Origin of the sequence: Paenibacillus sp. BT-177 (genome assembly GCF_025846815.2) — a bacterium.
Taxonomy (GTDB): domain Bacteria; phylum Bacillota; class Bacilli; order Paenibacillales; family Paenibacillaceae; genus Paenibacillus; species Paenibacillus polymyxa_C.
Map to the genome: position 1 here is coordinate 186828 of NZ_JAOYTP010000008.1, position 16423 is coordinate 203250.

Sequence of the window (16423 nt, forward strand, 5' to 3'; positions counted from 1 at the left end):
CTCACAAAAAAATGAGCGAATTGTATATCCGTATAGCTGAAGCTTATTATCACCAAAAAGATTTTGAGACCGCTTCGTATTACTACAGGCAAGGCCTTCTTGCTCAATAACAAAAAACCTCAGGGCTCCTTCCAGATGGATAGGTCCCTGGGGTTTAATCATTTTACATAGTCCAGATCAAATCAGATTGAGCATGTGCTGCCTCTTCACATAAGTGTTTAGTTACCATAACTCATACCGTCAAACTCTTGATTATCTCAGACAATATGATGTTGCTACTCATGCTGTCTGGTGCATCTCCTACCCTATTGTGATCAAATTGCATAATGGCTGGGGCTTCATGGCTGTGTTTATGGGCATGTCAGTGTATAGGAGACAGTTATTGTACCGAGTAAAGCAATTTGAGAGAGCGACGAAATAAGAACGGATCGTTGTTATATCAGGAAAAATATTTCAGGCAAGGGCCATCGGACGGAGCCGCTGCCCTTGCCTGCAAAGTGAAATCATTTTTTTTAGAAAACTGAAAACTGATCTAGAACATAAAGTCGATGGAATCCGGCGAGAAGCCTTCTGGCTGCTCGTCCGAATTCACCTGAATATCGCTTAATAGCAGATTTGGATTGGCTCCAACCTGTGACAGGATTGCTATCAAATCTCCGGTTAATCGTTCAATAGCATCTGCGCCAAACAGCTTTGTGCAATATTCAAAGGAACCCTTGATCTGCCCGTCTTCATCACTCATAGACAAGGTCAAATCGAATTTGGAGGTCCTGTGTTCCTTAACATAAGGACTAAAGGATAGTGTTTCAAGTTGCGCTTCCTGCGACTCCGTATTTTCCAGTACAAACATAGTATCAAACAACGGATTACGGCTTGCATCCCGCGCTACATCCAGCTTTTCCACCAGCTCTTCCAGTGGATAATCCTGATGCTCGAAGGCTTGCAGCGTACGATCTCTGGCTTCCAGCAAGTAGTTGTGGAACGTTTGGTTGCCCTGCGGCTGGTGCCGGATGGCTAGTGTATTGACGAACATGCCGATCAGCGGCTCCAGTTCAGGCAGCAAGCGGCCTGCTACCGGCGTACCGATGATCAAATCGTCCTGACCGCTGTATTTGGACAGCAGGACGGTGTAGGCGCTCAATAGCACCATATACAATGTGCTTCCAGTCTGTGCCGCTATCCGGTGCAACTGCTCGGATACATTCGGGGCCACGGTAAACTCATACATTGCCCCCTCGAAGCTGCGAACAGCAGGTCTAGGATAAGCAATCGGCAGATCCAGTACCGGTAATTCCCCGGCTAAATGCTCCAGCCAGAACTGTTCCCGGCGCTGGTAGGACTCACGCTGCATTTCCTGCTGCTGCCACACCGCATAGTCCTTGTACTGAATTGGCAGCGGCTCCAAGGCCTGTCCCTCGTACAGTTGTCCCAGCTCCTGCACGATATTGTTAGACGATACCCCGTCTGAAATAATATGGTGCATGTCGTACATCAGGAGATGGCGCTCGGGTCCGGTTTGAATAAGACGGACACGCAGCAGCGGTGCCTGCCGAAGATCGAAGCTGCGTACAAAGGACTCGATATACACTTCCGCTTCGGACTCACTGGCCTGCAGGCGTTCTACGACAAACTCCACTTGATCGTAAACCCGCTGAACGACCTCACCGTCCACCATTTCAAAGGAAGTTCGTAGCGTTTCATGACGGGCTACTAACTGACAGAACGCATCCTCCAGTCGATCGGCCTCCAGCGGCCCCTCCACTACTAATACACCCGGCATATTGTAGCTGACATCTCCACCTTCCAAATGACTCAAAATGTACAGTCGTTTTTGAGCCGAGGAAGCAGGGTAGTAGGCTTGTTTCGTCGCGGCAGGGATCACCGTATAGGCATCTGTCCCGTGCGTTACGATGAGCTGGGCTTGCTGCTCAATCGTAAAGTGCTGGAACACCTCACGCAGTGTCATTCGGCTGTCCAGTTCCTGATGGATTTTGGCCACCAGCGACGTTGCCCGCAGGGAATGCCCCCCCACATCGAAGAATGAGTCGGTGACGCCTACGCTGGACAGCTTCAAGACATCCTGCCAGATTTGGGCTAGCTTGGCCTCCAGTGGCGTCCGCGGTGCCACGTACTCCAGGCCTCCTTCAAGGCGTGCTTCCGGTGCTGGCAATGCCTTCCGGTCAATTTTCCCGTTTGGCGTCAGCGGGAAACGATCCAGCTGTACCACGTACGTCGGGATCATGTAATCCGGCAGCTTCGGCTGCAGCGCATTCCGCAGTTCTGGTAGACTCAGCGACTCCGAAGCAACGATATAGGCACACAGATCCTTGTGTCCGTCCTCGTTTTCCCATGCTGTGACTACGGCTTTCCGAATGCCGTCCACGGTCAGCAGTTGTGCTTCCACCTCGCTCAGCTCAATCCGATACCCCCGAATTTTCACCTGATGGTCGATCCGACCTAAATACTCGATACTGCCATCCGGCAGCCACCGTGCCAGATCGCCCGTTCGGTACATCCGGTTTGCGTAAGTGCTGTCCGCTTGATCAGCGGCTGTCGCATTAGCAAACGGATTCGGAACAAACTTCTCAGCCGTCAGTTCCGGCAGGTTGAGGTATCCTCGTGCGATACCTGCACCTCCGATATAGAGCTCACCCGCGATACCAATCGGCACCAGCTGTTGCTGGTTGTTCAGGATATATACTGCCTGGTTCGCTATCGGCGTTCCAATGGATACCGTATGCTCCCCTTTTTCCAGCAGTACATGCAGGGACTCTACATCTTCAATCGTATAAGCCGTCGCATCTACCGTCGTTTCCGTCGGACCATACACGTTCGTAATGACCGGACGATACCCGGACCATTTGTGTAGGAACACATCTACCAGCTGCACGGATAAGGCTTCGCCCCCGATCAGGTAATGCTTCACATCCGGCGCTTCAGTCACGCTGACACTTTCGTTCAAAATATGCAGATGCGCAGGTGTGCCGTCCGACAAATCAATCCGGTGTGTGCGGTAGTACGCAATCAAATGCTCCCCGCTCAGGCTGACGTCACGGGACACCACATGCAAGGTGTGGCCTAAGAGCAAGCTGGCAAAGATTTGCTTCACCGAAGCGTCAAATACAAAGGCCGACAGCCATGCGATGTGAAGCGGCTGATCATACCGGCTGTATACGCGCTCGTATAAAGCATCTACCAGATTGCTGACACTGCCCTGCTCGATCATGACCCCTTTCGGCTGACCGGTTGTACCTGACGTGTAAATCATATAGGCCAGGTTGTACAGGCCGGCGACAGGGATCAGGTTGCTCGCATCCTGTGCTCCCAATTGAGCCTGTACGTCCTCATCGTCAAGAACGATAGCTTGTACTGTCGATGGCAGTTGAAGTGACAGGTTGGCGGCTCTGCTTGTGATTACAACCTTCGCCCCACTGTCTTGAAGCATATAGTCGATCCGTTCCTGCGGATACATCGTATCCATTGGCACATACGCGCCTCCGGCCTTCAGTACCGCCAAAATGCTCACCAGAAGATCCGCAGAACGTTCCAGCAGTACGCCTACTGGTTGATCTGCTTCAACCCCTTTCGCCCGTAGCACACGAGCCAATTGGTTCGCCTGCTCATTCAGCTCAGCGTAGGTTAGCGCCATATCCCCAGACACCACGGCTATCCGCTCAGGATGGTTCTTCGCTTGCTCTTCAAAACGTTCGCTGAGCGACAGCCCTTGCAGTGTTCCGCGTACGCTATGCGCATTCGGATCATTGAATACCTTCAGAATCTGCTCGGTTTCTTCAGTCGTAATGAGCTCCAGCTCACCCAGCTTCGCATCCGGGTTCGCCGCGACGGCTTCGGCCAAGCGAATAAAGTGACGTGTCATCCGTTCAACGGTTTCCCGTTGATACAACGCGGTTGCATACTGCAATCCGAACTGGATGCCTGCCTCTTCCTCTCTGGCTTCCAGCGTCAGATCAAACTTCGCTGGCGTTTGTTCCAGGCCGTACGGACGGAAGCTCAGGTCTGCCAGTTGCAGTTCGCCCTCCTCGGTCGTTTGCAGGGTAAACATCGTATCGAATAGCGGATGGCGGCTCATATCCCGCTTCACATTCAGCTTTTCCACCAGCTCCTCAAATGGATAGTCCTGATGCTCGTAGGCTTGCAGGGCGCGAACCTTCACTTCTTCCACGTAGCTGCGGAAGGTATGTTCCGCTGTCGGATAGTTTCGCAGTGCCAACGTACCGACGAACATGCCGAGGATCGGCTCCAAATCCGCATGCGGTCGTCCGGCAATCGGCGTGCCGACGACGATGTCCTCCTGGCCGCTGTATTGGTGCAAGAGGGCGGTATACGCCGCCAGCAACACCATATACAGTGTAGAGCCGGTGTGCGCCGCCAGTTCCTTCAGACGTTCGCTCACTTCGCGTTCCAGTCCGAACACCACGGTATCGCCTGCTGTACTACGCACCGCCGGACGGGCAAAATCTGTCGGTAAATCCAGTACAGGCAGTTCACCCCGGAAGGTGTCGAGCCAGTAGGCTTCCTGACGCTGCATCCATTCCTGATGGGCTTCGCTTTGCTGCCATACGGCATAATCCTTGTACTGTATTCGCAGTGGCGCCAGCTCTTCCCCGTCGTACAAGCGGACAAATTCATTAGTCAGTACCCCCATCGACACCCCATCCGAGATGATGTGGTGCATATCGAGCATAAGTAGATGTTGGGATTCCTGCTCTACTCCCTGAACGCCCAGATCCACCAAACCTACTCGCAGCAGCGGTGCAGCTTTGAGATCAAACGGACGGACAAAGCGACTCACCAGCTCATCCACTTCCTTGCCGACCCTTGTGTCTGTATCCGTAGTCGCACCCTCTGCTTGTACCTTCGTATATTCCACTTCGAACGGCACGGTGTCCTCAATCCATTGCATCGGCTCACTGTCGATCAGGTCAAAGCGGGTACGCAAGGATGCATGACGGGTGATCAGTTGACGGAATGCATGTTCCACTCGCTTCACATCCAGCGGACCGCTCACTTGCAGCACCGACGGCATGTTGTAGTTCACATCATACGGATCGAACTGATGCAGCACATACAGTCGTTTTTGCGCCGAGGACAGTGGATAGAAGCTGCGCTCTTCCGTTACCGGAATAGAGGCATACGTCACTTGATCCAGCTGTTCCAGTGCAACGGCCAGTTGCTCAATCGTTGGTGCTTCAAAAATACTGCGCAGTGGAAGTGGCTTGTTCAGCTCTTTGTGAATCTTCGAGGCCAGTGTCGTCGCCCGTAGTGAGTGCCCGCCAATCTCGAAGAAGTTTTCCTTCACGCCGACCTGAGTGAGACCCAGTACATCCTGCCAGATTTGCGCCAGCTTCACTTCCACCCATGTCCGAGGTGCAACATAGTCGCCTCCAATTTGCAGGCTACCCTCTGGTGCTGGCAGGGCCTTGCGGTCGATTTTACCGTTCGGTGTCAGCGGCATTTGTTCCAGCTGTACCACATAGGAAGGGATCATGTAACCCGGCAGCTTCTGGCTCAAAGCGCTGCGTAGCTCACTTGCGACAACTTCCTCATCGGCGACCACATAAGCGCAGAGCTGCTTTTGCCCTTGCTCATCTTCCCGTGCGATGACCACAGCTTCTCGCACTGCCTCCAGCTTCAGCAGCTGCGTTTCTACCTCGCCCAGTTCGATCCGGTAGCCCCGAATTTTCACCTGCGCATCGATCCGCCCCTTATATTCCAGCGAACCATCCGCATTTAAGCGTACCATGTCGCCTGTGCGATAGCAGCGTTCTCCGCTACGGAACGGGCTGTCGATGAACTTTTCGGATGTCAGGTCCGGACGGTTGCGGTAACCACGTGCTACCCCGTCACCGCCTACCAGTAGTTCACCCCATACCCCCACGGGCTGAAGCCGCATCGAACGGTCCACAACATACGCTGTCGAATTATGGATTGGTCTGCCAATTGGCACCGATTCCGATTGTACACCGGTGATCGCGTGTACTGTGGAAAAGGTCGTATTTTCAGTAGGGCCATAGATGTTACTGATTCGCAGGGACGGATGGGCCTCCAGCACCCGGTTCATATGTGGTACGGACATCACATCACCACCAACCAGTAGCTCCCGTACCCCCGCGAACAGCGCCAGATTCTGCTGGGACAGCTGGTTAAAGAGCGGTGTGGTCAGAAACATCGTGGTAATGCCATGACTGCGGACAGCTTCCTTAAGCTTGAGCGCGTCCAAAATGACATCCTGACTCACTAACACAAGCTGTCCACCGTTTAATAGAGCTCCCCAAATTTCGAAGGTGGATGCGTCGAAAACAATCGCGCCTGTCTGCAAAATGCGCGTGTCAGCATCCAACTGCGCGTAGTTTGTATTTTTCACCAAACGCACAACATTGCGATGCTCTACCATGACACCCTTCGGCTGCCCCGTCGTACCCGACGTATAAATCACATACGTTAGATCGTTCGGACCGGACAACGGCTCCAGATTGGAGCCATCCTCGTGATACACACTCGGTGCCCCACTCAGCACCAGCACGTTTCCATTGAAAGATACCTTGTCTACCAGATGGCTTTGTGTCAACAACAACTCTGCTCCCGAGTCGTCCAGCATGTAGCGGATACGCTCCTCTGGATATGTCGGATCGATTGGAACATATGCGCCCCCAGCTTTCAAAATGCCTAACATACCCACAATCAAGTCTACCGAACGCTCGGTCATCAGACCCACCAGCCGATCCTTCGTCACGCCTTGACTGCGCAAGGTACGAGCCAGACGATTCGCACGTTCATTCAGCTCGCGATAGGTCAACTGCACTCCTTCGAAGTACAATGCTGGCTGTTCCGGTGTCTGCACGGCTTGTGCTTCGAACAAGCCATGAATCGTTTGCTTGCTTGGATACTCAGCAGCTGTATCTCCCCATACACGGAGAATTTGCTCGCGTTCCTGCTCGCTTAACACATCCAGCTCCTGCACTTGAATGTCCGGCTGCGCTACCACCTGCTCCAGCAGCTGTATTAAATGACCCTGCGTCCGTTCCACCGCTTCCCGATCATATAACTTCGCATTGTATTCGAATCGGATTTTCATCGCTTCCTGCGGCATGACGACCAGATTGAAATCATAGTTGGTTTGTTCAATCATCCCTGCATTGCTGATGACAAAATCCGATTCCGCACCTTCGCCAAGCTGTTCGACCTGCTCCTCCACCGGATAGTTTTCAAACACGATAATGTGCTGGATCAGCTCTTGCTTTTGCTCGGTCAAGGCTTGAATTTCATACAGCGGATACGTTTCGTAATCTTGAGAAGCCAGCGCCTGCTGCTGATTCGCTCTAATCAGGTCGGCAAAGATGTCTTCAGCTCCACTGCGGATACGTACTGGAATGGTGTTAATGAACAAGCCCACCATATTTTCGATCCCTGAAATATCTGCCGGGCGACCCGATACTACACCGCCAAAGACGGCGTCGTTACTACCCTTGTACTTTTGAAGCAGTAAACCCCAGGCTGTTTGCAGTAGCGTATTGGTGGTCACGTGATACTGCTTGGCTACCATTTCCATGCGTCCTGTCAAATCCTTACCTAGGTCGCACAGTACATGCTCAAATTGTTCGCCGTCCGCTTTCGCGCCTACTTTTCCGGTCGGAATCGAAGTTTGTTGATCATATCCCAGCAAATATTCCTTCCAGTATGAGGCCGCTGCTTCTACATCCTGTGCTTCCAGCCACGCAATATACTGACTGTATGGAGTCACAGGGGCGAGCTTCGGTTCTCTATGTTCTATCGCTGCAAAGTAAACCTCAAACACCTCATCCGTTACCAACGCCACACACCAGCCGTCCATTAGGATGTGATGAGAGCTCCATACAAAATAATAATCCTCATCACCTGTCCGCAAAATCGCCACGCGCATCAACGCATCCCGGGACAAATCGAATCCAGCTGCCTTGTCCTGGCGAATAAATTCCTGCACATACGCGTCACGTTCCTGATCATCCAAATGACGCAAATCTTCACATCTAAAACCAACATCTTTATGGCGGAAAATCACCTGTACGGGCTCATCCTGCCACCCGCTGATGAAATTGGCTCTAAAGATCTCATGCCGCTGCGCCAGTTGATTCAAGCTATCTTGGAAAATATCCGCCTGGAAGCGTCCGCGCAAATCAAAGGTCGTTTGTTCAAAATAAGCCCCTGATTCTGCATCCATTAGACTATGGAACAACATCCCTTTTTGCATCGGTGTCAATGCATACACATTTTCCAGTTCCCCGATGTCACGAGTCCGCGCTACCAACTGATCCAGCTCGGCCAAGGTTACAGGTTTAAGCATAACATCGCTTGGCGTCAGCTCCTGCTGTTTGCGTTCTACGCAATGCGTGATGATTTCCTGCAGGCTGGTTCTGAGCGCTTCAGCTAGCCGCTCCATCGTTTCCCTGCGATATTCCTGATGGCTGTAGCTGATCGTCAATTGCAATTGACCTTCCGAAATCAATCCGTTCAGATCCAGCGTGTGCGATCTGGCTGCATATGCGCTAAGCTCGGCACCGCTAGAGTAAGGAGACACGCCAATGGATTGATGTTGCATATCCTGGTCAAATTGTCCGAGATAGTTAAAGCTAATTTCAGGTTCGGTTCCAAAACGCTCTTGCTCGCATGCGGCGGACAAGTATCTCAGTATCCCGTAGCCAATGCCCTTTTGCGGAATCCGGTGGAGCCCTTCTTTCACCTGTTTGATGCGCTGTGAAAGATCTTGTCCTGCGCTCATATCCAGCACAACCGGGAATTGACTCGTAAACCAGCCTACCGTGCGCGTAATATCCAGCTCTGGCAAAATGGATTCCCGTCCATGGCCTTCCAGGTTGACGAGTACGCGTTCAATCCCCGCCCAGCGATGAATAGCCATGCCGAGTGCGGTCAGTAGCAAATCATTCATATCCGTGTTGTAGGCACGATGCGCCTGTTTTAACAACTGCTCCGTTTCCTGAGCCGTCCACGTGACTGTCATAAGCTCGCTGTCTTTATTCAAGGAAGATGACTGTGGCTGGTCTTTTGGAAGCGGCTCATACCTTCCCTGTTCCACTTCTTGCCAGAATGCGAGCTCTGCTGCCATTTCTGGACCGTTCGCATAGTGAGACTGTGCCTCAGCCCAGTTACGGAACGAATCCGTTTTGTGCGGAAGACGAGCCGCTTGTCCGTGCAATGCCTGTTCATAGGCTGTCGTAAGATCCTCGAACAAAATGCGCCAGGATACGGTATCCACCACTAAGTGATGAATAGCCATTAGCAAATGATCTCCATCGGGGCAATGAAACAGCCCCAGCTTCACCAGCGGTCCTTCGCTTAAATGAATGCCCGCCTGAATTTCATTTACTTTGGCCCCGATCGCCGCAGACACTTCAATCTCATAGCTGAAGTCTATATGTTCCAGCGTATACAGCTCGCCCTCACCCACCGCGCGGTTCCAAGCTTCATACCCGTGCTCGGTAGAACGGAAAACGATCCGCAGCGCATCGTGATGGCTAACGATGTGGTCCATCGCTGTGCGCAGGGCCACTTCATCAAAACCGTCCTGGCTATGCAGCATAATGGACTGGTTATGATGATGAGCATCCGTCAGGTTCTGCTCAAAGAACCAATGCTGAACAGGTGTCAGCTTCACAGTGCCCACCACTTGGCTCTGATCTGCCAATCTTGTCACCGATTGGACTTTCAGCGCCAAGGCAGACACCGTCGGATGACTGAACAGATCTTTCATCTCCAGTCGATAACCTGCTTGCAGCAAGCGGGACGAGACTTGCAGGGCTTTGATCGAATCGCCGCCCAGCTCGAAGAAGTTATCCTGCGTGCCTACCGCTTCTACGCCGAGCACTCCGGCCCATACCGCAGCCAGTACTTGCTCCACCTTCGTACGCGGGGCCACATAAGCTGCTCCCGTATGGATGCTGCCTTCCGGTTCTGGCAAGGCCTTGCGGTCGATTTTGCCGTTGCGGGTCAGTGGGATCGTCTCCAGCCGCATCAGACGTGCAGGCACCATGTGCGCTGGCAGTCCGGCTTCCAGCTCTGCCTGCACTTCCTCGATCTGCACCTCGATTTCTCCCGTAATGTATCCACACAAATACTTGTGTCCACGCTCGTCCGTCCGGTCGATGACTACGGCTTGACGCACACCTGGCACCCGCTGGATCGCCGTTTCAATCTCGCCCAGCTCAATCCGGTAGCCCCGGATTTTGACTTGATAGTCCATCCGGCCAATAAAGTCCACATTGCCGTCCGGCATCCACCGCGCCAAGTCACCTGTGCGATATAGTCGTTCACCCGGTACGTACGGGTTCGCTACGAATTTCTCGGCGGTCAGGTCCGCACGGTTCAGGTAGCCCCGTGCGACCCCGATGCCGCCGATGCACAGTTCGCCCAGTACACCGATCGGCACCGGATTCAGCTGACTGTCCACGATGTAGAAGCGGGCGTTCAGCCAGACCTGACCAATCGGCACATTCCCGCTGCTTGGCAGCTTCGACAAATCTTCGTCGTAGAAGCTCGAGTCAATTGCCGCTTCCGTGACACCATAGCTGTTGATGATGCGGATATCCGCACCAAACCGTTCTTGCAGCACCCGGTAGTCCGTCACGCTGCAGCTGTCTGAGCTGGTGATCAGCAGTTCCAGACTGCTCATGTCAAGGCCCTGTTCATGCACATGCTGCATAAACGGTACGATCAGGGCCGGGGTCGATTCGAACACGGTAATCTGGTAATCGCGAATCCATCCGTACAGACGGCTTGGATCAATCCGGTCGTCTTTCGGACAGATGACCATCGTGCCGCCGTTATAGAGCGTCCGTGCAATATCACCGACGAACACGTCGAAGGAGAAGCTGGCCAGTTGCAGCAGTCGTACCGGGAACTGGTTCAGACGGTAATCCCGGCGATACGCCGCAGCCGTATTTACCAGGCTGCGATGTTCGATCATGACGCCCTTCGGATGTCCGGTTGTGCCAGAGGTGTAAATCACATACGCCAGATCGTGCGGTTCATTGATCAGTTCAACATCCGTCGTATCCCCGGTATACAGCGACTCATCGTCCAGCGCCAGTACGGTATGCAGACGCAAGTTCGCTACGGATTGGGATGCTGCTTCGCTGTCAGACTTCGAATCTGCAGTTCCATTTTGGTTTCCATGAAGAGCACCTGATTCCATCATTTCAGCGCTAATCGCCGTCTCCAGTTCACCCTTAGCTTTTCCATCGTCCAGAGCCCCTTGGCTTTCACTCAGCCATGCTTGTGCGCGCTCCTGCAATCCCGTTTGGGTCAGCAGCACCGTCGCGCCGCTATCCTCCAGCATGAAACGAATGCGTTCGGACGGATAGTCTGCATCCAGCGGCACATATGCGCCTCCAGCCTTCCATACCGCCAAAACGCCGACCAGCATGTCTACCGAGCGTTCACTCCAAATGCCGACAATCGATTCGCGTCCGATACCTTCATTTCGCAATCTACGCGCCAGTTGGTTCGCACGCTCGTTCAGTTTCCGGTACGTAAGCTGTTGCTCCTCGTACACCACCGCCACGTGATCTGGTACAAGCTGTGCCTGTTCTTCCACAAAGACATGGAATAAGGCTTCTGCTTCAACCGCAGTAACATCTGATACGCCTACATCTCCAAAACCATAGAGGATTTGTGCTTTTTCCTCGACAGTTACCATATCCAAAGCGGCCAGTGGCTGCTTTGGATGCAGTGTAATGGCTCGTACGAGTTCAGTAAAATGCTGTGCAAAGCGCGCGATGGTCTCAGGTTTGTACAGCGCCGTGCTGTATTCCAGACTGCACAGAATGCCTTCTGGCTGCTCTACAGCATCCAAGGTCAAATCAAATTTGGACGTATGATCGTCCGTCGGATACGGCTTAAAGGTCAGCCCTTCCAGCTCGAACTCCTGCTGCTCAAATGTTTTCAATTCAAACATCGTATCAAACAGCGCATTCCGGCTCGTATCCCGCGTTACATTCAGCTTTTCAACCAGCTCTTCAAACGGATATTCCTGGTGCTCATACGCACTGAGCGCATGCTCTTTGACCTCTTGCAAGTAGTCCAAGAACGTTTTATCACCAGACGGATAATTGCGAATCGCCAGCGTGTTCAGGAATACGCCTACTAGGCTACTGAGCTCCGCATGTGGTCTTCCGGCAATCGGCGTGCCGACGATGATGTCCTCTTGACCCGTGTATTTATGCAAGAGTGTGCTATACGCTGCAAGCAACACCATGTACAAGGTGGATCCGGTTTGCGCGGCCAGCTGCTTCAACTGCTCGCTGTCCTCCATGCAGATCGCAAACTCAAATCGAGTTCCTTCCAGACGCTGTACGGCGGGTCTTGTAAAATCCGTTGGCATATCCAGTACCGGAATTTCACCAGACATGGTGTTCAGCCAATAGCTTTCTTGCGCACGAAGACGTTCACTTTGCATATCTGCATGCTGCCAAACGGCATAGTCCTTGTACTGAATACGCAGTGGCGGGAGCTCCTTGCCTTCGTACAATTGAGAGAACTCCTGCACGATAATTCCTTCCGTGACGCCATCCGAAATAATATGGTGCATGTCATAGAGCATAACGTGACGCCCCGGTCCGTTTTCGATCAGCTGAACCCGCAGCAACGGGGCTTGTGCGAGATCAAAGGCACGTACAAAGTCCTGTGCGTACTGCGGTGTCTCTTCTTCGCTTGCCTGCACATACTCCACGCTGAATGGGACGTTAGATTCAATCCGCTGAATCACCTCGCCATCGATCATCTCGAATCGGGTTCGCAAGGTTTCATGACGGGCGATGAGCTGGCGGAAGGCTTGCTCCAGTCGCTTTTTATCCAAGGAACCTTCGATAATCAAAGCTCCTGGCATGTTGTAGCTCACCTCTCCACCTTCCAGATGACTCAGCACGTACATCCGTTTTTGCGCCGAGGAAACGGGATAATAGTCGCGCTCCTCCGCCACAGGTATGGATACATACGTTTGCTGGGTCTGATCTTCACCCATCACCTGTACCAGTTGTTCAATTGTCGGATATTGGAAAATATCTCGCAAGGCCAGCTTGTGATTCAGCTCCTGATGGATTTTCGCCATCAGGGTGGTGGCACGCAGTGAATGTCCTCCCACTTCAAAGAAGTTATCCTTGACGCCTACCCGCTGATGATTCAGAACGCTTTGCCAAATACGTACCAATTGTTCTTCCAGCGGTGTGCGCGGCGCTACGTACTCCGTGCCTCCTTCGAGGCTCGCTTCCGGTGCTGGCAACGCTTTGCGGTCAATTTTCCCGTTTGGTGTCAGCGGGAATTGATCCAGTGGTACGACATACGTCGGGATCATATAGCCCGGCAGTTTGGGCTGGAGTGTGCTGCGCAGCTCCGGCAAATTCAGCACCTCCGAGGCTACGACATACGCGCACAGATCTTTGTCTCCGTTTTCGTTTTCCCGGGCGGTGACGATGGCTTTCTCAATGCCATTCACAGTCAGCAGCTGCGCTTCCACCTCGCCCAGTTCAATCCGGAAGCCCCGGATTTTGACCTGATCATCCATTCGGCCGATAAAGTCTACATTGCCGTCCGGCATCCACCGCGCCAAATCGCCTGTGCGGTACAGTCGTTCGCCCGGTACGTATGGGTTCGCTACGAATTTTTCCGCCGTCAGGTCCGCACGGTTTAGGTACCCCCGTGCGACCCCGGCTCCGCCGATGCACAGTTCGCCCAGTACACCGATCGGCACCGGATTTAGCTGGCTGTCCACGATGTAAAAGCGTGCGTTCAGCCATGCCTGACCAATTGGCACATGACCGCTACTTGGCAGCTTCGACAGTTCTTCGTCGTAGAAGCTGGAGTCAATCGCCGCTTCCGTGACGCCATAGCTGTTCATGATGCGGATCTCCGCGCCAAACCGTTCTTGCAGCACCCGGTAATCCGCCACATTGCAACTGTCTGAGCTGGTGATCAGCAGCTCCAGACTGCTCATGTCCAGCCCCTGTTCATGCACATGCTGCATAAACGGTACGATCAGGGCCGGAGTCGATTCGAACACGGTAATCTGATAATCACGAATCCAACCGTGCAGACGGCTAAAATCAAGTCGGTCGTCTTTCGGACAGATGACCATCGTGCCGCCGTTATAAAGCGTCCGCGCAATATCCCCGACGAACACGTCGAAGGAGAAGCTGGCCAGTTGCAGCAGTCGTACTGGGAACTGGTTCAAACGGTACTCCCGGCGATATGCCACAGCTGTATTCACCAAGCTGCGATGCTCAATCATGACGCCCTTCGGACGTCCGGTTGTTCCGGATGTATAGATCACATACGCCAGATCGTGCGGTTCATTGATGTGATCGACGTCTGTCGTATCTCCGATGTACAGTGACTCATCGTCCAATGCCAATACAGTACGCAGACACAGCTTTGTTGCCGATTCAGATGCTGCTTCGCTGTCAGACTTCGAATCTGATTTCAAGCTCAAACCTTTATTCAGGTTGTCTCTTTCCATCGTTTCAACGCTAACCGCCGTCTCCAGCTCACTCTCAGTCTGCCCTCCGGCCAAGGCCTGTCGGCTTTCTTCGAGCCATGCCTTTGCTTGCTCCTGCAAACCGGTTTGCGTTAGCAGCACCGTCGCACCACTGTCCTCCAGCATGAAACGAATGCGTTCGGACGGATAATCCGCATCCAGCGGCACATATGCGCCTCCAGCCTTCCATACTGCCAGTACGCCGACCAGCATGTCTACCGAGCGCTCACTCCAAATGCCGACAATCGACTCGCGTCCGATACCTTCATTTCTTAGTCTGCGCGCCAATTGGTTCGCACGCTCGTTCAGTTTCCGGTACGTAAGCTGTTGCTCCTCGTATACCACCGCCACATGATCTGGTATAAGCTGGGCCTGTTCTTCCACATAGGTATGGAACAGGGCTCCTACTCCAACCGCAGCAACATCCGTTACGCCCACTTCTCCAAAACCGTAGATGAGTTGCTCTTGTTCCTCATCGGTTACCATATTCAAAACTGCCAGTGGCTGCTGCGGATGATAGGCAATCGCTCGAACGATTTCCGCAAAATGCTGTGCCAATCGTGTGATGGTCTCCCGCTTGTACAGCGCTGTGCTGTATTCCAGACTGCACAGAATGCCTTCCGGCTGCTCTATCGTCTCCAAGCTCAGATCAAACTTGGCCGTTTGATTGTCCAGTGGATAGGAGCTCAAGGTCAGCCCTTCCAGCTCGAAATCCTGCTGCTCCATTGTTTTCAGCTCAAACATCGTGTCAAACAGCGCATTCCGGCTCGTATCCCGCGCTACATTCAGTTTTTCAACCAGCTCTTCAAAAGGATAGTCCTGATGCTCATAAGCATTAAGTGCCTGCTCCTTGACCTCCTGCAGATAATCCAGGAACGATTTGTCGCCACACGGATAATTACGAATCGCCAGTGTGTTAATGAATACACCGACCAGACTCTCCAGTTCGGCATGCGGTCGTCCGGCAATCGGCGTACCGACAACCATGTCCTCTTGACCTGTGTATTTGTGTAGGAGCGTGGTGTACGCCGCCAACAACACCATATACAGGGTAGAGCCGGTCTGGGCAGCCAGTTCTTTCAGGCGTTCACTAACCTCACGCTCCAGTACAAATTCGATCGTATCCCCTGCCGTACTCTGTACCGCTGGGCGGGCAAAGTCCGTAGAAAGATCCAGCACAGGCAGTTCCCCTCGGAAGGTGTTCAGCCAGTACGCTTCCTGACGCTGCATCCATTCCTGATGGGCTTCGCTTTGCTGCCATACGGCATAATCTTTGTACTGAATCCGCAATGGCGCCAGCTCTTCACCGCCATACAAACGGACAAACTCATCAGTCAGGACCTCCAGGGACACCCCATCTGAGACGATATGGTGCATATCGAGCATAAGCAGATGTTGGGATTCCTGTTCTACTCCTTGAACGCCCAGATCCACCAAGCCTACTCGCAGCAGCGGCGCAGCGTTGAGATCAAACGGACGGACAAAGCGCCGCACCAGCTGTTGCGCCTCTATGTTGACCCTTGTGTACCTATCTGTAGTTGTGTCCTGATCTGTATCCGTAATCACATCTTCTGCCTGTATCTTCGTATATTCCACCTCGAATGGCACGGTGTCCTTGATCCATTGCATCGGCTCATTGTCCACCAGCTCAAAACGGGTACGCAACGTCGCATGGCGGGCGATCAGTTGACGGAATACATGTTCCACTCGTTTCACGTCCAGCGGACCGCTCACTTGCAGCACCGACGGCATGTTGTAGTTCACATCCTGCGGATCGAACTGATGCAGCACATACAGTCGTTTTTGCGCCGAGGATAGTGGATAGAAGCTACGCTCTTCCGTTACTGGAATGGACGCATACGCCACCTGATCCAGCTGTTC

At 53.0% G+C, this 16423-nt stretch carries 1 protein-coding gene; it reads right to left on the minus strand.

Features of this window, described 5'->3' with window-relative positions; genetic code table 11:
• Nucleotides 1-532: 532 nt before the first annotated feature.
• A partial coding sequence (locus tag OIU26_RS20850; RefSeq protein WP_436449182.1) for an amino acid adenylation domain-containing protein occupies nucleotides 533-16423 on the minus strand: 15891 nt, incomplete at its 5' end.